24 protein-coding genes and 1 pseudogene are annotated in these 26,204 nt (G+C 53.7%); 18 read left to right on the top strand and 7 right to left on the bottom strand.

The window, feature by feature from the left end:
- The first annotated feature begins 5 nt into the window (after positions 1 to 5).
- Positions 6 to 734, top strand: coding sequence for a phosphate signaling complex protein PhoU (gene phoU / locus VV869_RS10195; RefSeq protein ID WP_337734842.1), 729 nt, complete (start codon positions 6 to 8; stop codon positions 732 to 734).
- Between the two features lie 91 nt (positions 735 to 825).
- Here phoU and ppk2 read toward each other — a convergent pair whose 3' ends face one another.
- Positions 826 to 1,632, bottom strand: coding sequence for a polyphosphate kinase 2 (gene ppk2, locus VV869_RS10190; RefSeq protein WP_337734841.1), 807 nt, complete (start codon positions 1,630 to 1,632; stop codon positions 826 to 828).
- Positions 1,633 to 1,916: 284 nt separating this feature from the next.
- Between ppk2 and VV869_RS10185 the strand changes: the two genes are divergently transcribed.
- Positions 1,917 to 3,467 carry an alpha/beta hydrolase gene (locus VV869_RS10185; protein WP_337734840.1) on the top strand — a complete coding sequence of 517 codons (1,551 nt, stop codon included), beginning with the start codon at positions 1,917 to 1,919 and terminating at the stop codon, positions 3,465 to 3,467.
- Between the two features lie 209 nt (positions 3,468 to 3,676).
- Here VV869_RS10185 and VV869_RS10180 read toward each other — a convergent pair.
- Positions 3,677 to 3,778: pseudogene (locus VV869_RS10180) on the bottom strand (copper homeostasis protein CutC); the annotation flags it as partial.
- A 251-nt stretch (positions 3,779 to 4,029) separates the two neighbouring features.
- Positions 4,030 to 4,638 (bottom strand): peroxiredoxin, encoded by a 609-nt coding sequence (locus VV869_RS10175; protein ID WP_261600784.1) that lies wholly within the window; start codon positions 4,636 to 4,638, stop codon positions 4,030 to 4,032.
- Between the two features lie 132 nt (positions 4,639 to 4,770).
- Here VV869_RS10175 and VV869_RS10170 point away from each other — a divergent pair, with 132 nt between their 5' ends.
- The 3 genes from VV869_RS10170 (at position 4,771) to aceA (ending at position 9,321) form a co-directional block, all read left to right on the top strand.
- Positions 4,771 to 5,667: a hydrogen peroxide-inducible genes activator gene (locus VV869_RS10170; protein ID WP_337734839.1), complete on the top strand. Its 897-nt coding sequence runs from the start codon at positions 4,771 to 4,773 to the stop codon at positions 5,665 to 5,667.
- A gap of 603 nt (positions 5,668 to 6,270) precedes the next feature.
- Positions 6,271 to 7,884 (top strand): malate synthase A, encoded by a 1,614-nt coding sequence (gene aceB / locus VV869_RS10165; RefSeq protein ID WP_337734838.1) that lies wholly within the window; start codon positions 6,271 to 6,273, stop codon positions 7,882 to 7,884.
- Between the two features lie 132 nt (positions 7,885 to 8,016).
- Positions 8,017 to 9,321 carry an isocitrate lyase gene (gene aceA, locus VV869_RS10160; protein WP_337734837.1) on the top strand — a complete coding sequence of 435 codons (1,305 nt, stop codon included), beginning with the start codon at positions 8,017 to 8,019 and terminating at the stop codon, positions 9,319 to 9,321.
- Between the two features lie 260 nt (positions 9,322 to 9,581).
- On the opposite strand, the gene VV869_RS10155 is transcribed toward aceA, so the two are convergent.
- Both VV869_RS10155 and VV869_RS10150 read right to left on the bottom strand, forming a co-directional pair.
- On the bottom strand, positions 9,582 to 10,193 hold the full coding sequence (locus VV869_RS10155) for an acyl carrier protein phosphodiesterase (RefSeq protein WP_337734836.1): 612 nt from the start codon (positions 10,191 to 10,193) through the stop codon (positions 9,582 to 9,584).
- A 26-nt stretch (positions 10,194 to 10,219) separates the two neighbouring features.
- Positions 10,220 to 10,690, bottom strand: coding sequence for a CBS domain-containing protein (locus VV869_RS10150; protein ID WP_337734835.1), 471 nt, complete (start codon positions 10,688 to 10,690; stop codon positions 10,220 to 10,222).
- Between the two features lie 214 nt (positions 10,691 to 10,904).
- Between VV869_RS10150 and VV869_RS10145 the strand changes: the two genes are divergently transcribed.
- The 6 genes from VV869_RS10145 to secF all read left to right on the top strand — a co-directional run bounded on the left by VV869_RS10145 (position 10,905) and on the right by secF (position 17,662).
- Positions 10,905 to 11,993, top strand: coding sequence for a S1 family peptidase (locus tag VV869_RS10145; protein ID WP_337734834.1), 1,089 nt, complete (start codon positions 10,905 to 10,907; stop codon positions 11,991 to 11,993).
- Between the two features lie 94 nt (positions 11,994 to 12,087).
- The gene (queA, locus tag VV869_RS10140; protein ID WP_337734833.1) at positions 12,088 to 13,140 is read left to right on the top strand and encodes a tRNA preQ1(34) S-adenosylmethionine ribosyltransferase-isomerase QueA; all 1,053 of its coding nucleotides are present in this window, start codon (positions 12,088 to 12,090) and stop codon (positions 13,138 to 13,140) included.
- Between the two features lie 198 nt (positions 13,141 to 13,338).
- Complete coding sequence (tgt, locus tag VV869_RS10135; RefSeq protein WP_337734832.1) at positions 13,339 to 14,466, top strand: tRNA guanosine(34) transglycosylase Tgt; 1,128 nt, start codon at positions 13,339 to 13,341, stop codon at positions 14,464 to 14,466.
- A gap of 22 nt (positions 14,467 to 14,488) precedes the next feature.
- On the top strand, positions 14,489 to 14,824 hold the full coding sequence (gene yajC / locus VV869_RS10130) for a preprotein translocase subunit YajC (protein WP_337734831.1): 336 nt from the start codon (positions 14,489 to 14,491) through the stop codon (positions 14,822 to 14,824).
- Positions 14,825 to 14,848: 24 nt separating this feature from the next.
- On the top strand, positions 14,849 to 16,702 hold the full coding sequence (gene secD / locus VV869_RS10125; RefSeq protein ID WP_337734830.1) for a protein translocase subunit SecD: 1,854 nt from the start codon (positions 14,849 to 14,851) through the stop codon (positions 16,700 to 16,702).
- Positions 16,703 to 16,714: 12 nt separating this feature from the next.
- Complete coding sequence (secF, locus tag VV869_RS10120) at positions 16,715 to 17,662, top strand: protein translocase subunit SecF (protein ID WP_337734829.1); 948 nt, start codon at positions 16,715 to 16,717, stop codon at positions 17,660 to 17,662.
- Positions 17,663 to 17,725: 63 nt separating this feature from the next.
- On the opposite strand, the gene VV869_RS10115 is transcribed toward secF, so the two are convergent.
- Together VV869_RS10115 and suhB are read right to left on the bottom strand one after the other, a co-directional pair.
- Complete coding sequence (locus VV869_RS10115) at positions 17,726 to 20,116, bottom strand: mechanosensitive ion channel domain-containing protein (protein WP_337734828.1); 2,391 nt, start codon at positions 20,114 to 20,116, stop codon at positions 17,726 to 17,728.
- A 207-nt stretch (positions 20,117 to 20,323) separates the two neighbouring features.
- A complete protein-coding gene (suhB, locus tag VV869_RS10110) occupies positions 20,324 to 21,124 on the bottom strand; it encodes an inositol-1-monophosphatase (RefSeq protein ID WP_337734827.1) in 801 nt (266 codons plus the stop codon).
- 202 nt (positions 21,125 to 21,326) lie between these two features.
- Here suhB and trmJ point away from each other — a divergent pair, with 202 nt between their 5' ends.
- From trmJ to VV869_RS10075, 7 genes are all read left to right on the top strand, one after another.
- On the top strand, positions 21,327 to 22,058 hold the full coding sequence (gene trmJ, locus VV869_RS10105; RefSeq protein ID WP_337734826.1) for a tRNA (cytosine(32)/uridine(32)-2'-O)-methyltransferase TrmJ: 732 nt from the start codon (positions 21,327 to 21,329) through the stop codon (positions 22,056 to 22,058).
- A 113-nt stretch (positions 22,059 to 22,171) separates the two neighbouring features.
- Complete coding sequence (gene iscR / locus VV869_RS10100; protein ID WP_261600770.1) at positions 22,172 to 22,678, top strand: Fe-S cluster assembly transcriptional regulator IscR; 507 nt, start codon at positions 22,172 to 22,174, stop codon at positions 22,676 to 22,678.
- Positions 22,679 to 22,709: 31 nt separating this feature from the next.
- Complete coding sequence (locus VV869_RS10095) at positions 22,710 to 23,924, top strand: IscS subfamily cysteine desulfurase (RefSeq protein WP_337734825.1); 1,215 nt, start codon at positions 22,710 to 22,712, stop codon at positions 23,922 to 23,924.
- 34 nt (positions 23,925 to 23,958) lie between these two features.
- Entirely contained in the window at positions 23,959 to 24,345 is a 387-nt protein-coding gene (gene iscU, locus VV869_RS10090; protein WP_261600768.1) for a Fe-S cluster assembly scaffold IscU, read from the top strand.
- A 15-nt stretch (positions 24,346 to 24,360) separates the two neighbouring features.
- Positions 24,361 to 24,684 carry an iron-sulfur cluster assembly protein IscA gene (gene iscA, locus VV869_RS10085; protein ID WP_261600767.1) on the top strand — a complete coding sequence of 108 codons (324 nt, stop codon included), beginning with the start codon at positions 24,361 to 24,363 and terminating at the stop codon, positions 24,682 to 24,684.
- A 77-nt stretch (positions 24,685 to 24,761) separates the two neighbouring features.
- Positions 24,762 to 25,277, top strand: coding sequence for a co-chaperone HscB (gene hscB / locus VV869_RS10080; protein WP_337734824.1), 516 nt, complete (start codon positions 24,762 to 24,764; stop codon positions 25,275 to 25,277).
- A gap of 35 nt (positions 25,278 to 25,312) precedes the next feature.
- The coding region (locus VV869_RS10075) for an Hsp70 family protein (RefSeq protein WP_337734823.1) at positions 25,313 to 26,204 on the top strand (892 nt) is incomplete at its 3' end.

The raw sequence follows: 26,204 nt of genomic DNA, 5'->3' as shown, positions 1-26,204 counted from the left end.
TCGATATGGTAGATAACTTCAGTCTTGGCCGTCATATTTCAGGTCAGTTTAATGCGGAGCTGGAAAGCATCCGCACCCATGTGCTGGCGATGGGCGGTCTGGTGGAGCAGCAACTGGCCGACTCGCTCAAGGCAATGCACAAGCAGGATGCCGAGTTGGTCAAGCGGGTGATTAAAGACGATCACAAAGTGAATGCGATGGAAGTGGCGATTGATGAAGCCTGTACCCGGATCATCGCCAAGCGCCAGCCTACAGCCAGTGATTTACGCCTGGTGATCGCGATTATTAAAACCATCACCGATCTGGAGCGGATCGGGGATGTGGCCGAAAGTATTGCCAAAGTGGCGCTGGAAAACTTCACGAACAAGCAGTACAACCTGCTGGTGTCTCTGGAGGCGCTGGGGCAGCATGCGGTGCGAATGCTCCATGAAGTACTTGATGCTTTTGCCCGGATGGATGTGAAAGCTGCGGTGAAGGTGTATCAGGAAGATGATCGGATTGACCGGGAATATGAAGCGATTATCCGTCAGTTGATGACTTACATGATGGAAGATCCGCGTTCGATCCCGAATGTGCTTCAGGTGATGTGGTCCGCGCGCTCAATTGAGCGGGTGGGGGATCGGTGCCAGAATATTTGCGAATACATCATTTACTTCGTCAAAGGCAAAGACATTCGCCATACCAGCCAGGAAGATCTGAAGAGTATTTTAGAGCAGGCGGGGTCGTCCGGCTAATCTGCCTGAGTACTTTTATTGTGTTTAAAAGCGTCCCGGCCCTGAGGCCGGGACTTTTTTTGCATCATCATATTGCTTGGTGGGAGCAGGGTTAATCGTTGCTTTCGAACCGATCCGGGACGAAGGTCTGGCTGTCAACCGGCGCCCGTACATAACCCGTTTTGTCAATTGGCGGCAGCTCGATATGCGGATACTGGATCTCTTCATAGTGAATATGAGAGAGCAAATGAGAGATGCAGTTGATCCGGGCTTTTTTCTTGTTATCCCCTTCAATGGTCCACCATGGGCATTGTTTGGTATCGGTGTAGGCAAACATTTTGTCTTTGGCTTCCGAATAAGCCGCCCAGCGGGCGCGGGATTCCAGATCCATCGGACTGAATTTCCAGCGTTTAATCGGGGTATGGATCCGTTCAAGAAAGCGTGCTTCCTGCTCTTCGTCAGAAACCGAGAACCAGTATTTCAGCAAAATAATGCCGGAGCGCTGCAGCATGCGCTCAAACTCCGGGCAGGCACGGAGAAATTCCTCGTATTCCTCATCGTTACAGAACCCCATCACTTTTTCGACCCCGGCCCGGTTGTACCAGCTGCGATCGAACAGCACCATCTCACCGGCGGCAGGCAGGTGCGCCACATAGCGTTGGAAGTACCACTGGGTTTTCTCTTTCTCGGTGGGGGCCGGTAAGGCCACGACCCGGCAAACCCGGGGATTGAGCTTTTCGGTGATCCGCTTGATTGTGCCGCCTTTGCCGGAGGCGTCCCGGCCTTCAAAGATCACAACGACTTTCATGCCGCTGTGTTTGATCCACTCCTGCAGCTTTACCAGTTCGATCTGGAGGCGTTCCAGCTCTTTCTGGTAATCTTTCTTTTTGAGCTTTTTGCCTGGTTTACCACTGGTCATTCCGTTCTCCCTGTCCCTGTGTGACCTTATTCATCATGATGTTTATGATAATGTGCCAGCGCCCTAATCGCGAGTACGGGAGCGTGGGAGTGTTATCTTTGTCCGACTCCGGCCGGGCAGAGCGAGCATTTGGTTAACTGGGTCGGTGTTTACAAGGGTGATAATTGCACGTTGTTTCATTTTATGCTCATATGCTACCGGGTTGATGGGGCTCGTCGGAAGAGTGCTCGGTTGCAACTCACAACAAACAACGGCATGAAAAAAACAATAAAGAAAGGTGACAAATGTATAAGTTGATGTCAGGGGCGCTGACCTGCCTGATCTTGGCCGGTTGTGGCGGCGGTGATGGTGGCGGTAACCAGTTTGCTGATCGCCGGGCACTGGCCATCCAGAACTGTCCGGCAAATTTGACCTGTGATTTTATGCAGGTGCCGAAAGATTATAATGCGCCAAGCGGCGAAATGGTCGAGGTGTTCTATGGGGTGCATAAAGCCCGGGATCCGGCCAATCGGATTGGTTCTTTAATTCTGAACTTTGGTGGGCCGAGTGCCCCTGCGGTTGGTGGCGCAGCGGGGATGGCGGAGTATGCTTTTCCGTCTGAGATCCTGGATCGGTTTGATATTGTCGGGATGGATCCACGTGGTGCGGGTTGGAGCGCCTTTGCCGATGAACTGACCACCTGTGCAGTGGCTGAAGATAAAGGTCAAGGTAATTGTGATGCCACTTTCCAGCAGGTCGCGCCTTACATCGGCAGTAACACCATTGTCAAAGACCTCGACCGCCTGCGCGAAAAGCTGGGTGATGCTCAGTTGACCTTCTTGGGCTACTCTTACGGCACCCGGTTGGGCTCACTGTATGCCAACATGTTCCCGGAGCGGGTTAGAGCTATTGTGCTGGATTCACCGATGTCCCCGACCGATGCCAACAATGTGGCCATCCGAATTGGTAATACCGCTGGGTACGAAAAAATCGCAGCGTATCGTCTGGACTATGCCAATAGTGAGGGGCGTCCAACACCTGATCGTAAAACCACCTATGAAACTTTAGCTCGTGACTTGTTTTATGATGTGTATGGGCAATCCAAAAATGGCGCTTTCTCTTACAGAACCAATGATGGTTATACGCTGGGCTTTGATGACTTATCTGCGCTGATGTACATGACAACAGCACGCGAATCGGATAGAAAGGAACTTTGGCAGAAGGTTAATCCAGGGCTGAAGGCGTTACTGGATGAGGACAAGGGTGCGACATTGGCTCAGACATTCTCAACCGGGTATAAGTCTACTCAGTCGAAAACTGTGTACGCCAGCCAGGAAGATGACCTGCGCGGAAACGCCCACTTTAAAGCCGTGGTTTGTACCGATGAGCGGTTGCCGTTGACGGACGCTGAAATCACTCAGTCTGCCCATGACTATTACAACGCTTCAACCTTATATGGTCCATTGACCTATTGGCAAACTGCGGATATGTGTCAGGGTTGGGCGGCGCAGCGTGATCCGATTGAGCCAGTTCAGAATTTGGCGTCTAAGCTGGGCGGCAAGCAGATCCTAGTCATCGGCGGTCAGTATGATCCGGCGACCCCATACGCCTGGACGGAAGAAATGGTCACTGAGCTCGGTGATTCAGCATCGTTGATCACTGTGAATAACCGGGTTGATCATGGCTTTAGTTATAATGATGTCAGCTGTATCGATCAGCCGACAACGCAATATCTGATTGACCCAACTCAGAAAGTTACCGGTGCTGCATGTGAATGGATCCCAGATTTCTACACTAAAGGGTTTGACAGAGGCAGCCGAGCTCCGCACCCAACCGACAATATCATTGGTTGGTAATTCGTTCACTGTTGAGTAAACCAAGAGCCTGCATTTGCAGGCTCTGCTCGTTTGAAGGGCTTTAATTCAAGCACAACAGGTTTTGAGGATCTGTGCTACCGCGGCAATGTTATCGGCTCCGGTGACAGGAATCGCAAAGTCATCCTCGGCGCTGCTGCCCATATGGGCCTGCCCGGCATAATGGAGCATCCCGCTGGGGATCAGGTCACCAAAGCCAGCGCGGCGCAAAGTTCGATGCGGGTGGCACCGCCTTGCTGGGCGAGCGACAAGGATTCGATGTTATCGATACAGACTTCGCGTTGGTATGACATCGCAATCCGATCAGGTTCAGGGGGCGAGGACAGGCAGTTTAAATCTGATGGGGATGAGATGACAACACGTGGTGCAGTGCGTTTGGAGGGGAATCGCTGTGGGGGAATCTCTGAAAGAGGGCAGATACAAAAAGGGCCCGGTGTGTCCGGGCCTCATCATTTTTTGCCATTTAGGCTGACTTTTTCGGCTTTACGCTTTCGCGTTTAGCGCTCACACCGTTGAGCAGGTGTGAGGTAAGACCAAATGGGTCTTACTTGTCCAGGTCTGCAGTGAACTCAGACAGGTAAGCAGCAACGCCTTGTGGAGAAGCGTCCATACCTTTCTTGCCTTCTTCCCACTGTGCTGGGCAAACTTCACCGTTCTTCTGGTGGAAGTTCAGAGCATCAACCATACGCAGCATTTCGTCGATGTTACGGCCCAGTGGCAGGTCGTTCACAACTTGGTGACGAACAACACCTTCTTCGTCGATCAGGAAAGAACCACGGAACGCAACACCAGCTTCTGGGTGCTCAACGTCGTATGCTTTGCAGATTTCGTGCTTCACGTCTGCAATCAGTGGGTAACGAACCTGACCGATACCGCCGTCTTCAACAGCAGTGTTACGCCATGCGTTGTGAGAGAACTGAGAGTCGATAGAAACACCGATTACTTCTACGCCTTTCTCTTTGAAGTCTTCGAAACGCTTGTCGAAAGCGATCAGCTCAGAAGGACATACGAAAGTGAAGTCTAGTGGGTAGAAGAAAACTACCGCTTTTTTACCTTTTGTGAATTCTGCAAAGTTGAAGCTATCAACGATTTCGCCGTTACCTAGAACAGCTGCAGCAGTAAAATCTGGTGCTTGACGACCTACTAGTACCATAAATTGGTGCTCCTATAGATTGGGTTTGTCGCCGACCTTTGCGGTAGGCTCCTGTTTGAACGGGACAAACTATAACGGAACTGATACATTGAAAAAAGCGGAATAAATAGATTGATGTAATCGGAAATTACGATGAATAAGTTTCCTTCCCTCAAGCAGCTTCACTATCTGGTGACGTTGTTTGAAACCCGGCATTTTGGCGAGGCCGCCAAGCGCTGTTTTGTCAGCCAGTCAACCTTGAGCTCCGGGGTCCAGAACCTCGAAGAGTTACTGGGGTGCCAGTTGATTGAGCGTGACAATAAATCCCTGGTGTTTACCTCCACGGGCGAAGATGTCGTAGAGCGGAGCCGGGAGCTGCTGGCCCGGACCCAGGATTTGATGGAGCTGTCGAATCATCAGGGCGATTGTATGGATGGCCAGTTGCGAATTGGCTGTATTCCGACGATCGCGCCGTTCCTGCTCTGTGACTTGGTGCAGGCGGTCAACCAGCTCCATCCCAACCTGCATTTACTGCTGCGTGAAGATACCACCGCGAATTTGTTGACCGCGCTGCGCAACGGTGAAATGGACGTCCTGATCCTGGCGCTGCCGGTGGAAATCAACGGGATGTACAGTGAAGTTGTGGGGCGGGATGCTTTTAAAATGGTGATTAGCCAGAAACAAGCGGCGCAGGTCTCGAACCCTTTGCGTTACGCTGACTTGCCTGATGAATCCGTCTTCTTGCTGGAAAAAGAGCACTGCCTGACCGACCACGCAGTTTCTGCCTGCCAGCTGACCAGTAAAGAGAAGATCAACCCGTTTACCGCAACCAGTTTACATACGTTGGTTCAAATGGTTGCGAACGGGTTGGGAACCACCTTCATTCCTCAGATGGCGATCAATCACGGGATTTTGGATAACCAGAATTTGGTGGTCGTCGAGCCGCCGGGCAAAGAAGCCTACCGTGAAATCGGCCTGGTCTGGCGTCCGACCTCTAGCCGTACACAAACATTTGCCCGCCTGGCGGAGATTGTCAAAGGGCTGCTCTAGCCCTTTTTTGCTCGCCACTCCGACTTTTTGCGATTCTCAGCAGGTTATGCTGTCTTTTTTACCCACTTCGATATTTTCAGAGACCGGTGTCCGAGGATACCGGTTCTGTTTTTGTAGATTTATTCTGTTTCGCTCCACGAATAAATGAAACCAATTGACTAGCAAGTGATGCTGGTTGCGTATAAATCTGGTTTATTCTCTATACTTAACTGGCTGTTATTTCATCAGAATGAAGTGATTCATTCAAAATCCAGCTGTTTAAAACGTATTTTTGAACAAGGGTTTGAACCTGCTCATTCTGTAATTTAATTTCGTAACTGGTTACATTTTCTGTCCGATTTCCTGGAACCCGTCAATACCGAGGATTTCGCTGAATATTGTTTTAATTTAGTGTTTTGAGTTATTGCTCTATTTTTTGCAAGTGATTGTTTTAATTGGTTTTTGATTGGTATTTTCTGCGGCGTTTCTGCGTGGCGATGCTTGCATTTGATGACTGATTGCGGCAACGTATTTTCAGGGTTGCTACTCAGGTAACGGGTGGCTCAGAGTAACGACTACTGATGGAAGTGGTGATTAAGTTACATGCTGCAAGGGAGCGTAAGAATGACGGATATAACAACCTCGATGAATCACGAAGTGAAGCTATCGCTACAACCACTACTCACCGATGCACAGAAAGAGATGTTAACGGATGACGCCTTTCTGTTTGTTGAGCGGCTGGTACAACGCTTTGCTTCACGCGTTCCGGAATTGTTAGCGGCCCGTGAACAACGTCAGCAAGCCATCGATGCAGGCGCGTTGCCGGACTTTCTGCCGGAAACCGCCCATATCCGAGAGGACAACTGGACGATCCGCAATATTCCGGCGGACTTGCAGGATCGCCGGGTCGAAATTACCGGACCGGTTGAACGCAAAATGGTGATCAATGCCCTGAATGCCAACGTCAAGGTGTTTATGGCAGACTTTGAAGACTCCTTTGCCCCCGCCTGGGATGAAGTACTCGAGGGGCAGCGCAACTTGCGGGATGCCGTCAACGGCACGATTTCTTATACCCACCCGGAAACCGGAAAGTCTTATCAGCTTAAGGAAGACCCTGCGGTACTGATCTGCCGGGTGCGCGGACTGCATTTGCCGGAAAAACACCTGCTGTGGCAGGGGGAGCCCATTCCCGGTTCGCTGTTCGACTTTGCCCTGTATTTCTACCATAACCACCAACAGCTGTTAGCCAAGGGGAGCGGTCCTTACTTTTACCTGCCGAAGCTACAAGCCTATCAGGAAGCGGCTTGGTGGAGTGATGTGTTCTCGTTTACCGAGGATGAATTCGGTTTACCGCGTGGCACCATCAAAGCCACGGTACTGATCGAAACCCTGCCGGCGGTGTTTGAGATGGATGAGATCCTCTATAGCCTGAAAGACCATATTGTCGGGCTCAACTGTGGCCGCTGGGACTACATTTTCAGCTACATCAAAACGCTGCGTAACCACCCGGACCGGATTTTGCCGGATCGCCAGGTGGTGACGATGGATAAGCCGTTCCTCAATGCTTACTCCCGTCTGCTGGTTCGGACTTGTCACCGTCGCGGCGCCTTTGCGATGGGCGGGATGGCGGCCTTCATTCCATCCAAGGATCCGGCGCGCAATGCCTGGGTGCTGGATAAAATCCGTAACGATAAATCCCTGGAAGCGCAGAACGGCCACGACGGTACCTGGGTGGCGCACCCGGGGTTGGCTGATACGGCGCGGGCGATTTTTGATGAAGCCTTGGGGGATCGCCCCAATCAGCTGGATGTCAGCCGCGAAGAGGATGCGCCGATCACAGCCAGTGAACTGCTGGCGCCGTGTGACGGAGAGCGCACGGAAGATGGGATGCGTCATAACATCCGTGTTGCGGTGCAATATATCGAAGCCTGGATCTCCGGCAATGGTTGTGTGCCGATTTACGGCCTGATGGAAGATGCGGCAACCGCCGAAATATCCCGGGCCTCCATCTGGCAGTGGATCAAGCACGGCAAGACGCTCAGCAATGGTCAGGTGGTGACGAAAGCACTGTTCGAGCAGATGCTGGCCGAAGAAATGACGGTGCTGCAAGAGGAGGTCGGACCAGCGCGCTTTGAGCGGGGTCGTTACCAGGAAGCTGCGACGTTAATGGCGCAACTGACCACCAGTGACGACTTGGTGAACTTCCTGACCCTGCCGGGGTATGACTACCTGAAATAGTGTTCAACAGAATAATAAGGGGCAGTGCCGGCTGTGTGGTCGGCCATGTCCGAAGAAGCCTGAGAAAAGAAAGTCAGCCGATAACGATGACGTTAAACGGATTATCGCTAAATAGAAACGAGGGAAAGCAAGATGACATTGACTCGCCAACAACAAATTGAAGCTATTGAAAAAGACTGGGCAGAGAATCCACGTTGGAAGCATGTAAAACGGACCTATACAGCGGAAGACGTGATTAACCTGCGTGGCTCTTTTGCACCGGCCAATACCATTGCCCAGCGCGGCGCCGACAAACTCTGGGAGCTGGTGAACGGCTCAGCCAAGAAAGGCTACGTGAACTGTTTGGGTGCACTGACCGGTGGTCAGGCTGTACAACAGGCCAAGGCGGGGATTGAAGCTATTTATCTGTCCGGCTGGCAGGTTGCTGCCGATAACAACACGGCCTCGACCATGTATCCGGACCAGTCATTGTATCCGGTAGACTCTGTCCCAGCTGTGGTGAAACGCATCAATAATTCGTTCCGTCGCGCCGATCAGATTCAGTGGGCCAACGGCATTACTCCGGAAGAAGGGATTGATTACTTCCTGCCGATTGTCGCCGATGCTGAAGCCGGCTTTGGCGGGGTACTGAATGCCTACGAGCTGATGCGTAATATGATTGATGCCGGTGCCGCAGGTGTTCACTTCGAAGATCAGCTGGCCTCGGTGAAAAAATGTGGTCACATGGGCGGGAAGGTGCTGGTTCCGACTCAGGAAGCAGTTCAGAAGCTGGTTGCTGCCCGTCTGGCGGCCGACGTTGCCGGCACGACGACGCTGGTCATTGCGCGCACCGATGCCAACGCGGCGGATTTGCTGACCTCAGACTGCGACCCGTATGACAAAGACTTTATCCAGGGCGAGCGCACTGCAGAAGGTTTCTACCGCGTGCGTGCCGGGATCGACCAGGCGATTGCCCGTGGTCTGGCCTATGCACCGTATGCTGATTTGATCTGGTGTGAAACGGCGACGCCGTGCCTGGAAGAAGCGCGTAAGTTTGCCGAAGCCATCCATGCGCAATACCCGGATCAACTGCTGGCTTATAACTGCTCGCCATCGTTCAACTGGGAGAAGAACCTGGATGCGGAAACCATTGCCAAGTTCCAGCAGGAGCTGTCGGATATGGGCTATAAGTATCAGTTCATCACTCTGGCGGGCATTCACAACATGTGGTTCAACATGTTCGAGCTGGCTCATGCGTATGCGCAGGGCGAGGGCATGCGTCACTATGTTGAGAAAGTCCAGCGTCCTGAGTTCCAGGCAGCAGAGAAGGGTTATACCTTCGTTGCGCACCAGCAGGAAGTGGGCACCGGTTATTTTGACAAGATGACCAATGTGATTCAGGGCGGTAACTCTTCCGTGACGGCGCTGACCGGCTCGACGGAAGAAGATCAGTTCTGATTTCAGCCATAAAATCCTAGCAAGATGTTGTTATCTTGGTTGGTGGAGCGAATGCGACACCGTTGAATGTGAAGTTAAATCGTGACATTTACTGTTGTCTTCTTGGGAGCGCCTGGCGCTCCCTTTTTTTGTCTGCCACGCAGCGCGTTCATCCATATAGTGCGTCTCTTTCAAACAGTACGCATCGGTACACATCGCGAATGACGAAGTGAGCCTGGAACGCTATTTGTATCGGAGAGGTCAGGATCGGTGAGGCAGGGTCAGGATTGGGAAGGCGATGAGCTGTCGTCTTGCTGTGCCCGAAAAGTGCCCGCAGCTTCGATCAGTTGGGGGTAAATCCTGAAAAATTGCTGCTCAAGCTGGTTATAGTGCCGGAGGATATCCGCCGGGCAATGGGCAAGTTGGTAGAGCCTGGGGCGTCGGTTGGCCATGCGCTCCAGCGCCATTTGAATGGTGTCGACATCCTGGTATTGCAGCAGCCACTGCTGCTGCCACATCCGGGCCATGGTCAGGTGGTAGGCCTCAGGAGCTGCTCCCCGATAGGCCGTCACTTTGGCGTGGGCATCGTTGACGAATGCCGCCAGCGGCAGGGCATGGTAGCGCTGCCAGTGCCTGGCCAGAAAGTGATCCCAGGTAATGTCCAGCGCGATGCCGCTGACTCTGCGGGTTTGTGGGCTGAAGAGTTCCCGGCAGCGCAGCACTTCCGGCATGGCATCAATATAGCTGTCGACGAAGCGATGTAACCGGATGCCGTTGGCAACTTCCCGGCTGTACACCCGGTCCGGATCCCCGCGGACAAAGTCAGCCAGCAGGTTTCCGGCCAGGTGGCTGCGGCAGTGATCGGCCAGGTGCAGGTGGGCAAGAAAATTCATAGACGCGGGAGGTGCCTCCTTCCGGCTTAATAGCGATCATTGTCGGCCTCCGACATCTCAGCTTCCGGGGGATCGTTCTCTTCCTGGATCTCCAGCAAGTTAATCGCAATGGCCACAAAGTCGTTGTCGGTAATGATGCCGACCAGTTTATTGTGGTGCAAGACCGGCAAACAGCCAATGTTGTGCTTTTGCATATAGAGCGCGGCCGCCTTCAACCCGGCTTGGGGCTCGACGCTGAATAACTGGGTATGCATGCACTGTTTCAGCGGAATATCGAGCGCCGAGATAAAGCTGGTTTTCTGGATTTGCTCCAGGCTTGATTCCTGAGCAGAGAGGATATCCCGCTGGCTGACCAGGCCGACCAGGTGGTTGTCTTGATCCGTGACGGGAACGTGATGGATCCCTTTTTCCGTCATCAGCCGCTTGGCATCGGCCAGCGTATCGGACGGGGTGAGGGTATGTGGGTGCGGCGTCATCATATCGGCGACAGTAAACATATGGGCCTCCGTAGCAACTTAGGTTCAATTTCTATAGCTAACGCTCTGATAGAACTGTTTTTCCTCCTTTGAATGTAGCGAATCGCGCGGCATTTACCTATGACACCTGTCAAACAATTTGGTTGTTATTCTCATGTTTAATACTTTTTTCCGAAAGGTTAAATCTGAGGCTGTCTTATAATCAATAAACGACCCGCCAAGTAGGTATAACTTGATGTATAAGTTGTTGTTTGGCTTATTGTTATATTGGTTTTTCGCCTCTGCCCCCGTGGCTTTTGCCACGGAAGAAGCAGTCGGTACGGATGGGATCACGGCCAAAATTGTGGGCGGTGTAGAATCCGGAAATCAGGATATTCCCTGGCAAATTTATCTCAACCTGACATTTCCCGACAGCAACGGCGGTCAGAGCACATTTGTTTGTGGTGGCGTTGCGATCAGTCAGGATCTGGTGCTGACGGCAGCCCACTGTTTACAGCATGGGGCGACGACCGTCACGGTGAACAACATTAGGGTGTGGGGCGGGATCACTAGCTTGTTCTCAGCCAACAACCGTAATGCTGTGGCAGTGACTGAGCTGACCATCCACCCGTCCTATAATTCGGCCCGTTTTGCCAACGACATTGCGCTGCTGAAGCTGGCTGCCCCCTTGCCGGATGGGGCGATTCCGATCCGCATGGCCGATCGCGCAACACAGGAGCGTGCGAATACTGTGTTTGCCAACAGTTGGGTCGCCAATGGTGCCCGTCCGCCGAACCTGTTGGTCTCCGGCTGGGGCAGTACCGATCCGCAAGACATGAATTCCGGCTCTTCGACCCTCCGCTATACCTTGTTGTCCGGGGTACCGGATCGGACCTGCGATGCCCAGTGGGGTTCGAATGTGAATACCGGCGATTATTCGATTTTTCTCTGTGCCGGATCAGTGGCACCGGATCTGGCCCGGGACAGCTGCTTTGGTGACTCCGGCGGGCCGCTGGTGTGGCAGGACCCGCAAGCCGCGGCGGATCCGGACTTCGGCCTGCGTCTGGTCGGGCTGGTGAGCTTCGGCAACGGCTGTGCGGTGACCGTACCCGGGGTCTATACCGAAGTGGCCGAATATCAAAGCTGGATTGATACCCAGGCAGGCAGAACCCTGAGCAGTCAGCCGACCCCGGAATTTACCGTCAATCTTCTGAGCGGCGATATCGGGAATGCCGGCAGCGGGATTGCGGTGACGACGCCGGACAGTGACGAGAGCGCTGGTGGCCTCGGGGCTGCTCTGCTGGGATGGCTGCTCCTGATAGCGCTTTGGCGGCGTGATCCGTAGCCGGTGTTTTCGCCACCGGCATCTGCGCATCTTTGCTTGATCTTGCAGTGGGGCAGCCTATACTAGCTGCCTGCTGTAATTTAGGGCCCGATAGATGCAAGTTTCAGATTTTCACTTTGACCTTCCTGATGAGCTGATCGCTCGTTATCCGCAACCTGAGCGCACGGCCAGCCGCCTGCTGCAACTGAACGGTAATTCCGGTGAACTGCAGCATAAAGGCTTCAAAGATGTGCTGGATTTGGTGCAACCCGGTGATTTGCTGATCTTTAATAACACCCGGGTGATCCCGGCGCGTTTGTTTGGTCGCAAAGCCTCCGGCGGTAAGCTGGAAGTGCTGGTGGAGCGGATGCTGGATGACAAAAGCATTTTGGCCCATGTGCGCGCCTCGAAATCGCCGAAACCGGGTACTGAATTACTGTTGGGTGAAAACGACGACTACCGGGCAGAAATGGTGGCCCGTCATGACGCACTGTTTGAAATTCGCTTTGACAGCGAAAAAACCGTGCTGGAGATCCTGGAAGAAGTCGGCCACATGCCGCTGCCGCCTTACATTGACCGTCCGGATGAAGACGCAGATAAAGAGCGTTATCAGACAGTCTACAACGCCAAACCCGGCGCGGTTGCAGCGCCAACTGCCGGCCTGCACTTTGATGACCAGCTGATGGCTGATCTGAAAGCCAAAGGGGTCAACTTTGCATTCGTTACCCTGCACGTTGGTGCGGGGACCTTCCAGCCGGTTCGGGTGGATAACATCAACGATCACCACATGCATGCGGAATACGTTGAAGTGCCGGAAGACGTGGTGGCGACGATTCAAGCGACCAAAGCCAATGGTGGCCGGGTGATCGCGGTCGGCACCACCTCGGTGCGTTCGCTGGAAAGTGCGGCCCAGGATGCGCTGAAGCAGGGCTCCGGGCTGAAACCATTTTTCGGCGATACCGACATTTTCATCTTCCCGGGCTATCAGTTCCAGCTGGTGGATGTGCTGATCACCAACTTCCACCTGCCGGAGTCGACCCTGATCATGCTGGTCAGCGCATTTGCCGGCTATGAACACACCATGAATGCCTATCATCAGGCGGTCGCGAATCAATATCGCTTCTTCAGCTACGGCGATTCAATGTTCATCACCCGTCAGACAGATTGAACTTAAGCTGGGAAGTCAGTGTCACTTAAGGCTGCATTTGTTAAGATTGCAGCCTTTGTCGACTTTGTCGCCCTGAATATGAAATCCGCCGGCTTCAGGCTCAGCGGATGGTTACCTCATCTCAGGCAGATGGCTTGGGGTGTTTTTATCCCGTAAGGGAATAAATGTCAGATTGTTTCTCTGGCTTTTGGAGGTTTTGTGAAATTTGAATTGGATAAAACTCAGGGACGTGCCCGTCGCGGACGCCTGAAGTTTGAGCGTGGCACAGTCGAAACACCGGCATTTATGCCTGTGGGCACGTACGGCACCGTAAAAGGCATGACACCGGAAGAAGTGAAAGAAACCGGTGCGCAAATTCTGCTGGGCAACACCTTCCATCTGTGGCTGCGCCCGGGACAGGAAGTGATGAAGTTGCACGGCGATCTGCACGACTTCATGCAATGGCAGGGCCCGATCCTGACCGACTCAGGCGGTTTTCAGGTTTTCAGCCTGGGGGATATCCGCAAGATCACCGAAGAAGGTGTTCATTTCCGCAACCCGGTCAACGGCGACAAGATTTTCATGGATGCTGAGAAGTCGATGGAAATCCAGTATGACCTGGGTTCTGACGTCGTCATGATTTTCGATGAGTGTACGCCATACCCGGCGACGCACGAAGAAGCCAAGCAATCGATGGAAATGTCCCTGCGTTGGGCCCAGCGCAGCCGGAACCATTTTGACAAACTTGGTAACAAAAATGCACTGTTCGGTATCGTTCAGGGTAGTGTATATGAAGACTTGCGCGATGTTTCCGTGAAAGGTCTGACGGAAATCGGCTTTGACGGCTACGCTGTAGGTGGCCTGGCCGTGGGTGAGCCGAAGGAAGAGATGCACCGCGTGCTGGAGCATACTTGTCCGAAACTGCCGGAAGACAAACCGCGTTACCTGATGGGTGTGGGCAAGCCGGAAGATCTGGTGGAAGGTGTTCGTCGTGGGATCGATATGTTCGACTGCGTGATGCCGACCCGAAATGCCCGCAATGGTCACCTGTTTGTGACTGGCGGTGTGATCAAGATCCGCAATGCGAAACATAAAACTGATACAAGTCCTCTCGATCCGCACTGTGACTGTTACACTTGTCACAACTACTCGAAGGCGTATCTGTATCACCTGGATAAATGTAATGAAATCCTGGGTGCGCGCTTGAACACAATCCATAACTTGCGTTACTACCAGCGACTGATGGAAAGTATCCGCAAGGCGATTGAAGAAGATCGTTTCGATGCCTTTGTAGAAGAATTCTATGCGCGTCGGGACCGTGAAGTTCCACCGTTAAAAAACGCTTAACAATAAACGAGGACGTTATTAAATGAGTCTTTTCATTTCTCAGGCACACGCCGCAGCTGAAGGTGCTCCACAGGGTGGCGGCATGCAACTTTTCATTATGCTGGGTCTGTTCGCAGTTATTTTCTATTTCATGATTTACCGTCCGCAGGCGAAGCGTGTGAAAGAGCACAAAAGCCTGATGTCCTCCATGGGCAAAGGGGATGAAGTGCTGACCAACGGCGGTCTGGTCGGTAAAATCACGAAAGTTTCCGAAGAGAATGACTACATCGTGATTGCGCTGAACGACACCACTGAAGTTACCATCAAGAAAGATTTCGTTTCTGCTGTACTGCCTAAGGGTACAATGAAATCTCTGTAAAATTCGCTTTGAAGGATCTTAGCAGTGTTAAACCGTTATCCCTTGTGGAAGAACCTGATGGTGGTGTTTACACTGATCATCGGTTTGCTTTATGCACTTCCCAATGTTTACGGTGAAGATCCAGCGATTCAAATCTCCGGGGCGCGTGGCGCCTCGGCAGATATGGCCACGCTGGATGCTGTCACCGAAGATTTAAAACAACATCAAATCTCCTATAAATCTGTCGCCTTCGAAAACGGTACTGTACTGGTCCGCTTTAATGATACTGATACCCAAATTAGTGCGCGCGACATCCTGAATCAACAGCTCGGCGATAACTTTGTTGTTGCGCTCAACCTTGCCCCTTCTACGCCGGACTGGCTTGAATCCATCGGCGCAACCCCAATGAAACTGGGCCTTGACCTGCGCGGTGGTGTGCACTTCCTGATGGAAGTGGATATGGACGCAGCGATGGAAAAACTGCTGGGTCAGCAGGAAGAAACGTTCCGCACCGAGCTGCGTGAAGCCAAAATTCGTTATCGTGCCATCAGCAAGACCGCCGATGCGGTTGAAGTCCGACTGCGTGACGCAGCGCAACTGGCGGAAGCGAAAGCCGCGCTGGTGAAACTGCATCCGGACATGCTGTTTACCGACAGTGACCGTAATGGCCGCTTTGTGCTGTCGGCGCAGTTTACCGAGGCGCGTCTGAAAGAAATCCGCAACTATGCGGTCGAGCAGAACATTACGATCCTGCGTAACCGGGTGAATGAGCTGGGTGTGGCAGAGCCGCTGGTTCAGCGTCAGGGTGCCAACCGGATCGTGGTTGAACTGCCGGGCGTGCAGGACACCGCGCGTGCCAAAGAGATCCTGGGCGCGACGGCAACGCTGGAGTTCCGCGAAGTGGACAGCACGGCCGATCTGGCTGCGGCTGCGTCTGGCCGGGTTCCGCCGGGTAGCGAAGTGAAGCTCACCCGTGACCAGCGTCCGGTGGTGCTGAAAAAACGCGTGATCCTGGAAGGCTCCCATATTACGGACGCCAGCTCCAGTGCCGATGAATACGGTCGCCCGCAGGTGAACATCTCGCTCGACAGCGAAGGCGGCAGCAAGATGACTGCATTCTCGCGCAACAATGTCGGCAAGCTGATGGCCACTGTCTTTACCGAATATAAAGACAGCGGTGAACGTGATCCAAACGGCAAAGTGATCCTGGAAAAACACGAAGAAGTGATTAACCAGGCAACCATCCAGACCGCACTGGGCCGTAACTTCCGCATCACCGGAATTGATACCCAGTCTGAAGCCCATAACCTGGCGCTGCTGCTGCGTGCCGGAGCCCTGATTGCGCCAATCTCGATTGTGGAAGAGCGCACCATTGGCCCGTCAATGGGTCAGCAGAACATCGATATGGGCATCCAGGCGATGATCTGGGGCATGGTTGCGGTCATGCTGTTTACGCTGGTTTACTACCGCCGTTTCGGCCTGTTTGCCAACCTGGCCCTGCTGATGAACCTGGTGATGATTATCGGGGTGATGTCGATGATCCCGGGCGCGACCATGACGTTGCCGGGGATTGCCGGGATCGTCCTGACCGTCGGGATGGCAGTGGATGCGAACGTCCTGATTTTTGAACGGATCCGTGAAGAACTCCGTGACGGCCGCAGCCCGCAGCAGGCAATCCACCAAGGCTATGCCAACGCGTTCAGCACCATTGCCGATGCCAACATCACGACGCTGATCACCGCGATTATTTTGTTTGCGGTCGGCACCGGGGCCGTCAAAGGCTTTGCCGTGACCCTGTCGATTGGTATTTTGACTTCGATGTTTACGGCCATCATCGGCACCCGTGTTCTGGTGAACCTGGTGTACGGTGGTAAGCGCATCGATAAACTGTCGATCTAAGGAGACGCGGACATGTTTCAAATAATGAAAGCGGATAAAGTGATCGACTTTATGCGCTGGTCGAAAGGGGCGTTCCTGTTATCGGCCCTGATGATCGTGGCGGCCATTGGTACCGTGACGACTCAGAAATTGAACTGGGGCCTGGACTTTACCGGCGGTACCCTGATTGAAGTCGGCTTTGAGCAGCCGGCTGATTTGGGGCTGATCCGGGATTCGTTGGAAAATGCCGGCTTTGGTGATGCCATCGTGCAGAACTTCGGCACGGCTCGGGATGTCATGGTACGTCTTCAGCCGCGCGAAGATGCGCAGGGCGAAAAGCTGGGTAACCAGATCATTGATGCGTTGCGCGCTGGAACCGGAATGAACGTCGAAATGCGCCGGATCGAGTTTGTCGGCCCGAATGTGGGTGATGAACTGGCGGAAGCGGGTGGCCTGGCGATCCTGGTCTCGCTGATCTGTATCCTGTTGTACGTTTCGATGCGCTTTGAGTGGCGTCTGGCCGCGGGTGCGGTATTGGCGCTGGCGCACGATGTGATTATCACGATCGGGATTTTCTCGTTCACTCAGATCGAAATCGACCTGACCATTGTCGCGGCGCTGCTGACCGTGGTTGGTTACTCGCTTAACGATACCATCGTGGTGTTCGACCGGATCCGAGAAAACTTCCGCAAAATGCGCAAGGGTGAGTCGGCAGAAGTGATGAACAGCTCGGTGACCCAGACTCTGAGCCGGACCCTGATCACCTCAGCGACAACCTTGTTTGTGGTGATTGCGCTGTTCCTGAAAGGCGGCAGCATGATCCACGGCTTTGCCGCAGCGCTGCTGATTGGTATTACCGTCGGGACTTACTCTTCAATTTATGTGGCTTCGGCACTGGCGCTGAAACTGGGGATCACCCGTGAGCACCTGATGCCACCGCAGGTTGAAAAGGAAGGCGAAGAATTCGACGCCATGCCTTAAACCAAGGGCAACGATACACTGTTCTATGCAATCCGGGCTTGATGCCCGGATTTTTTTATCTGCTTAATCCGATGAATCGGGGTCGCTGGTGTTGTCCGCTCGGGGCGCGCGCGGGGGCGCGGGTTGCAGCGATTCGGCCAGGCTCTTGATGTGGATATCGCGTTGCGGGAACGGAATGGTGATCCCCCGGTTGGTCAGGGTATCGTACAGGGTAAAGAGCAGATCGGAGCGGACCGCAAACATCTGGCGGACGTCGCGAATGTAGCAACGCAGCTCAAACTGCAGGGCACTGTCACCCATCTCCACAAACAAGACGCTGGACTCCGGGTAGGAGAGCACCATCGGATGATCTTCCGCAGCCTGTTGCAAAATGGTTTTAACCAGCTTCAGATCGCTGCCGTAGGCGACGCCGACATTGACAATTAAGCGGCCGTGGAAGCTGCGCAGCGTCATGTTCTTGACCGTTCCGGCAATCAAATCCGAGTTCGGAATCACGACGTCGTGCAGATCGAATGTTTCTATCCGAGTTGAACGGACGGCAATTTTTTTGACGAAGCCTGAGTAGCCCGAGACCTCAATCCAGTCCCCTTCTTTGATGGGCCGCTCAATCAACAAAATGATCCCGGAGACAAAGTTCGACACGATGGTTTGCAGGCCGAAACCGATCCCGACCGACAGCGCCCCGGCCACCACCGCCAGGCTGGCAAGGTTCAGCCCGGCGGCGGAGACGGCAATAATGACCGCCAGCGTAAAACCGACATAGCCGGTGCCGGTGATCAGGGCAGTCCGGGCCCCGGCATCGGTTTTGGTTTTGGGCAGCACGGAATGCCGAAGGATATATTGTAGCCAGCGGGTCAGCAGGATCCCGACGAACAGGACGGTGAGTAAGGTGATCACCACATTGAGTGACAACCGCGCATCCCCGATGGCAATGCCGTCCGAGAGCAGGCGCCAGACTTCAGCGATATCCGTGGTGCGGGCCCCCCAGGTCAGGGCGAGCAGGGGGGTGAGCGCCAGCACGATGATGATCACCAGAAACACCGAGAGCAGCCCCTGTTTGGCTTCTTCCCGGTCGGCAAAAATGTGGGACAGCAGGTTGATCAGGCCATAATAGACCAGGATGGCGAAAGCCAACAGACCCATCGACATGACCATCGGAATAATGGCCTGGCGGGCCAGATTGTCATAGCCGATGGAGACAAAGAGAACACTCAGAATGCTGGAGATTTTCATCAGCAGGATCAAGGGGGTGACGACTCCCTGGCTGGCGGTGCTGGTGGCTTCCCGGTCGGTTTTTTCGGGAGCGGTCTGACTCAGGAGCGTGGCCAGACGCCAGAGCAGCAGGCTGCCGCAGGTGATGGCCAGCAGGGTAAACACAGCAATGGATTCGGTGCTGAACGAATAGTCTTTCTTCAGCGCCCCGACCAGTGAGATCAGGCAAAGAAAGCCCCCGAGCATCAGGCAGGTCCGCTTGGCTTTTCTGGCAATGGTATCCGGCACGGCAATGATCCGCTGAGTCCGGGTGTTCGGGCGAAACAGCAACAGTCCCAGCCAGTCACTAATGACGATATACAGCAGAATGGCCGGTAGAACGGTGTTGAAGGCTTGGATCGACGCCAGTTTGGGGGAGAAGGCCTGAAAACCCGTGATTAAACCGAACGTTCCGAGGGCCGGAAAGATGATTTTCAGGAGGGAGCTGGTCAGACTGAGGAGCAGCGCCTGGATTTTGGACTGGGCCTGTTCGACCATTTTTTCAATTCGCTGATAGACCAGGGGCTGGAGCTTGATCAGAAAGGCTGCCGTGGCCAGGATCAGCATGGAAAACAGCGGCAGGGATGCCAGCCAGGGGCGTCTGGTATCGCGATCCCCGAGAAAGCCCGCAAATTGAGAGGCGACCTGGCGGCTGTAATCGAGGAATTCACGCGCAGCCAGCAACCAGCGGCTAGGCAACAGCGGCGTTGGGCTTTGCGAAATCAGTTGTTTAATGATGCTCTTCCGGAGCAGGGTGTCAATTTCGCCGATCAGCAAGTTGGCCCGCTCATAGGCACCTTCTGCATAATAGATGGGACCATTGGCCACGGCCAGCGCTTGTTCCAGGCTGGCACGGCGGGACGCAATCATTTCCGGCTCACTTCCCCCTTCGGCCGGGGGAGTGCCCAGCGCGGTCAGCTGGGCTTCCAGCGCCCGGACTTCGACATCTTTATAGGTGGCCAGCTTGTAGGCCTGATCCCGCTGCTTGGCCAGCTGACTTCGAACCTTTTCCAGTCGGCCGGTGTCATCGCTTTGCTGGCTGATCAGCTGCTCGGCCTGCTTGGCTGTGTTTTCCCAACTCTGGCGTGGGATGGGCTGCGCCCTTGCGACCTGACAACAGAGGGCAAAAAATAGGATCGAAAGCAGCAGAACACGCGGTGTTGCTGATCGGGGGAAGCCTGAGGGGATCACATGATGGTGCATGGCGGCACTCCAGCGGCTCTCGGGCTGCTTGCGCGGTATTTATTTTCCCGAACTTTGCCCGAACAGAGAGAAAACACATTGTAGAAAGGATATGTCAGGCCTGGCGATGTTGCAGGCGATGTTGAAGGCGATGACTGGGGAAAAAAAGCGCGTAAAAAAACGCCCCGGCTGTGGCCGGGGCGTTTGGTAGATTCAGAGACCTGAAACTTATTTCGTCAGCGCGTCGCTGCCGTGCTCGCGGATTTTCGCCAGCATTGGTTTCACAACGCGGGCATTACCAGCGACGATGTTGCCTGAGGTCAGGTAGTTGGTGTTGCCGGTAAAATCAGTACAGATAGCACCAGCTTCACGCGCAATGAGTTCACCTGCGGCCAGTTCCCAAGGCTTCTGACCCAGCTTGAAGACGCCGTCGACACGACCGGCAGCCAGGTAACACAGATCCAGTGCAGTAGAACCGCTCTGACGCATGTCATCACACTCGAGGAACAGGGCGTTTTGGATCTTCATGAAGCTTTCAGTGTGCTGCTTGGCGGCATACGGCAGGCCGGTTGCCAGAGTGGTGCCGGTCAGATCACGTGGCAGAGAAGCGCGGATACGCTGGCTGTTCAGTTGAGCGCCGGAGCCACGGGTCGCAGTAAAGAGTTCGTTGCGTGAAGGATCGTACACGGCAGCAACTTCAGTACGGCCGCGCATACGCAGCGCAACTGAAATGGCATAGTGCGGGTAACCGCGCACGAAGTTTTTGGTGCCATCCACTGGGTCAATGATCCACTGGCATTCTTTATCTCTGCCTTCCCGAGTCCCGCTTTCTGCACCAATGATGCAGTGATCAGGGTATGACTTCAGGATTGTGTCGATAATGAAAGCTTCAGCTTCTTTATCGATATTGGTAACAATGTCACTGCCCTTGTTCGCGACTTCGATCGACTGAGGTTTTTCTAGAGATTTAATGACATGGTCACCAGCCTTTCGCACGGCGCGAATGGCGATGTTTAGCATCGGATGCATAGGATCTTCCCAACGGATGTTAAAGAACTAAAAAGCGGCGGCGAGTATAGCAGAGCTGGAACAAAAAGGAAGTGCTTATTTTTTGCCCGCTCCGGGGTGGGTGGCTTTCAATTGATATAATGTTTTTGCATGTTTTCTCCATTTTTTGGATGGCTGTGGTAAAATCCGTCCGCTTTAAGAAATAGTGGGTATGTGCGACACCATGTTAGATAAAATCAGTGTTGTTTTAGTCGGGACCTCGCATCCGGGAAATATCGGCTCGGCAGCCCGGGCGATGAAAGTCATGGGATTAACCAACCTGGTCCTGGTGGATCCGGCTTGTGAAATCGACAGTAAGACTTATGCCCTGGCGGCAGGAGCTTCGGATGTGGTCGAGAATGCCCGCATTGTCTCGACACTGGATGAAGCCATCGCCGATTGTGGCCTGGTGGTCGGCTCAAGTGCCCGCTCACGGACTCTCGAATGGCCGCAGTTGGATCCGCGTGAGTGCGGAGTCAGGTCGATTGCCGAAGCCGGCAGCCATCATGTTGCGATTCTGTTTGGTCGCGAACGAACCGGCCTGACCAATGAAGAACTGCAACGCTGCCACTGTCACGTCTATATCCCGGCCAACCCGGAATACAGTTCGTTGAATCTGGCCATGGCGGTCCAAACGGTCTGCTATGAAGTCCGGATGGCTTTTCTGGAGCAGCAAAAGCACGGTCACACCACGGTCGTGGAAGACTATCCGCGAGTCGATGAGCTGGAGATGTTCTACGAGCATCTGGAAAAAGTGACCCGCCAGACCCGGTTTATCAATAAAAACCACCCGGGCATGGTCATGGCCAAGCTGCGCCGCCTGTTTACCCGCGCTCGACCTGAGCAGCAGGAGTTGAATATTCTGCGGGGGATCTTGTCCTCGGTAGAAAAATCGCTCGAGAATCAAGGTAAATAGACATATAAACCATATGGTTAAAAGCTTGACTGAAACGCTCGGGTAAATACTTGACCGTTTTAGTCAGGTATGCGACACTTCACCCATACATAGAAAGTGGGTAGCGGTGTGTTATGAGATTGACATCAAAAGGAAGATATGCGGTAACGGCCATGCTGGACGTTGCCCTGCATTCTCAAGATGGCCCGGTTCCTCTGGCTGATATTTCAGAGCGTCAGGGAATTTCGCTGTCTTATCTGGAACAGCTTTTTTCTCGCCTGCGCAAAGCTGGCCTGGTGGCCAGTGTTCGTGGTCCCGGTGGCGGTTACCGCCTGGGCGAAGACGCCAATGACATCGCCGTCGGCATGGTCATTGCGGCTGTTGATGAATCGGTCGATGCCACGAAGTGTCAGGGGAAAGGGGACTGTCAAGGCGGTGTTCGCTGCCTGACCCATACGCTGTGGCATGATCTGAGCGCCCGTATCAGCGGCTTTTTAAATAACATCACGCTTGGTGAGCTGATGAAAGACAATGATGTTCAGGAAATCTCTGATCGTCAGGATCAAATCCTGCATAAAACATCATTTGCTAAGAACAATACACACGACAGCGTCACAATCGGTGTCGATGTCCGCTCCTAGAGACTAGACGTCCGTATTTTCGGAGATGAAGATGAAACTGCCAATATATTTTGATTATTCCGCTACTTGCCCAGTCGACACCCGTGTTGCCGAGAAGATGATGCAATGCCTGACAATGGACGGTAACTTCGGTAACCCGGCTTCTCGTTCTCACCGCTTCGGCTGGCAGGCAGAGGAAGCAGTTGATACGGCACGTGAGCAAGTGGCTGACCTGCTGAATGCAGATCCGCGTGAGATCGTATTCACTTCAGGGGCGACTGAGTCGGACAACCTGGCGATCAAAGGTGCTGCGCATTTCTACGGTAAGCAAGGCAAGCACGTTATCACCTGTAAAACAGAACACAAGGCAGTTTTGGATCCATGCCGTCAGCTGGAGCGTGAAGGCTACGAAGTGACGTACCTGGAGCCAGAATCCAACGGTTTGATCGACCTGGCCAAACTGCGTGATGCGATGCGTGAAGATACCGTGCTGGTTTCAATCATGCACGTAAACAACGAAATCGGTGTGATTCAGGACATTGCTGCCATTGGTGAGCTGTGCCGCGAGAAGAAAATCATTTTCCACGTTGATGCTGCCCAATCTGCCGGCAAGCTGCCAATCGACGTGCAAGCAATGAAAGTCGATCTGATTTCCCTGTCTGGTCATAAGATGTACGGGCCGAAAGGTATCGGTGCCCTGTATGTCCGCCGTAAACCGCGTATCCGTCTGGAAGCGCAGATGCACGGTGGTGGTCACGAGCGTGGTTTCCGCTCGGGCACGCTGGCGACGCACCAGATCGTTGGTATGGGCGAAGCATGCCGCATTGCCAAAGAAGAGATGGATAAAGACTACCAGCACGCGCTGGCACTGCGTAACCGACTGCTGGAAGGCGTGAAAGACATTGAAGCGATGACCGTGAATGGTGATCTGGAGCAACGTCTGCCAAACAACCTGAATATTAGCTTTGCCTTCGTTGAAGGTGAGTCATTGTTGATGGCCCTGAAAGATCTGGCGGTCTCTTCCGGTTCTGCCTGTACGTCTGCAAGCCTGGAGCCATCGTACGTTCTGCGTGCCCTGGGTCTGGATGACGAACTGGCGCACAGCTCGATTCGTTTCTCTTTCGGTCGTTTCACGACGGAAGAAGAAGTTGATTACGCCGTCTCGCAAATCCGCGGGGCAGTAGAGAAACTGCGTGAAATGTCTCCACTGTGGGATATGTATAAAGAAGGCATTGACCTGAACACGGTTGAGTGGGCGCACCACTAAGTCTCGCGGTCATCACATATTTGAGGAAATCATCATGGCATATAGTGAAAAGGTCATTGATCATTATGAGAATCCGCGTAACGTGGGCTCATTTGACAAAAACGACAAGAACGTCGGTAGCGGTATGGTCGGCGCACCAGCCTGTGGCGACGTGATGAAGCTGCAGATCAAAGTATCTGACGAAGGCATCATCGAAGATGCGAAGTTCAAAACCTACGGTTGTGGTTCTGCTATCGCATCCAGCTCTCTGATCACCGAGTGGGTGAAAGGCAAGAGCCTGGACGAAGCTGCAGCAATCAAAAACTCTGCGATTGCTGAAGAGCTGGAACTGCCTCCTGTGAAGGTTCACTGCTCGATTCTGGCAGAAGATGCGATCAAAGCTGCCGTGAACGATTATAAGAAGAAACACGAACAAAACTAATTTCGAGGTTGCTGTATGGCCATTACGATCACTGAAGCGGCGGCAAGTCGCGTAGCTACTTTCCTGGAAAACCGAGGTAAAGGCATCGGCCTGCGCTTGGGTGTGCGGACTTCAGGCTGCTCGGGAATGGCTTATGTCCTTGAATTCGTTGATGAACTGAACGAAGAAGATCAGGTGTTTGAACAAAGCGGCGTCAAAATCATCATTGACCCGAAGAGCCTGGTTTACCTCGACGGCACCGAGCTGGATTTCGCCAAAGAAGGGCTGAATGAAGGCTTTAAATTTAACAACCCGAACGTTTCGAGCGAATGTGGTTGCGGTGAGAGCTTCAACGTCTAATCGCTGTTTCAATTGAGCCTGGCAACTGCCGATACGCGTGGTTGTCAGGTTCGGTCTTTATAGATAACTGACGCGATATGAATCATTTCGAATTATTTGGGCTACCTTTCCAATTTCAGTTGGACGGTAGCCTTCTTTCAACTCGGTTCCGGGAACTGCAACGTCGTTTCCATCCTGACAATTTTGCGACGGCCTCTGAGCGAGATCGCCTGATGGCGGTTCAGAAAGCGGCGCAGATCAACGATGCCTTCCAAACGCTGAAAACACCGACGACACGTGCCGAATACATGTTGTCCGAGCGTGGGGTTGATATTCGCGGTGAGCAGCAAACCTTGCAGGATCCGGTGTTCTTGATGCAGCAGATGGAGCTGCGTGAAGCCCTGGAAGAGATCCCTGACGCTGCTGAGCCGCAAAGCGCGCTGGCTGACTTTGAACAGCAGGCGACCGGGCTATACCGAGCCCAACTGGCGGAACTTGAGCAGCTACTGAATGATGAACAATGGGAGCCGGCTGCGGATGCCGTGCGTAAGCTGAAGTTTATTGATAAGCTGCGCCACGAAGTCGAGCTGCTTGAAGACAGCTTGTTTGACTGAATCCCGCTCCCAGCACCAATTTCACAGGAACGATAATGGCACTGTTACAGATTGCTGAACCAGGTCAAAGTGCAGCGCCGCACCAGCACAAGCTGGCGGTCGGCATCGATCTGGGGACTACAAACTCCCTCGTGGCTGCAGTACGCAGCGGCGTGGCGGAAACGCTGAACGACGAACACGGTGAGTCCATTTTGCCGTCAGTGGTTCACTACGGCGAAGCGGCGCTTCGGGTTGGGCAACCTGCCCGGAAGCTGGCCCAACAGGATCCGGAAAACACCATTTACTCGGTGAAGCGCATGATGGGACGCTCGCTGGCGGATATCCAGCAGCGTTATCCGCAGTTGCCGTACCAATTCGAAGCGACCGACAACGGTCTGCCGCAACTGGTGACCCGTCAGGGGCTGGTGAATCCGGTGCAAGTGTCTGCTGAAATCCTGAAATCACTGAGCGAGCGTGCCAAGGAAACCTTGGGTGGCGATCTGGAAGGGGTGGTGATCACCGTTCCGGCATACTTTGACGACGCCCAGCGCGCCGGAACCAAAGATGCGGCCAAGCTAGCGAACCTGAATGTCCTGCGACTGCTCAATGAGCCGACGGCTGCGGCGATTGCCTATGGTCTGGACTCGGGCCAGGAAGGGGTGATTGCTGTCTATGATCTGGGTGGCGGAACCTTCGATATCTCGATCCTGCGCCTGTCCAAAGGGGTGTTTGAAGTGCTGGCGACCGGCGGCGATTCCGCTCTTGGCGGGGACGACTTCGACCATTTGCTGGCAGACTGGATTGCCGAGCAGGCAGGTTGGTCCGGCAAACTGTCGGCGCAGGACTCCCGCGCGCTGCACAATGTTGCGACCGAAGCCAAAATTGCCCTGACCGATAGCGATACCACGACGCTGGATGTGCTGGGCTGGCAAGGGGAGCTTACCCGCG

This window comes from Photobacterium sp. MCCC 1A19761 (assembly GCF_037389125.1).
GTDB lineage: Bacteria > Pseudomonadota > Gammaproteobacteria > Enterobacterales > Vibrionaceae > Photobacterium.
This window is presented reverse-complemented; position numbering and strand designations above follow the sequence as displayed.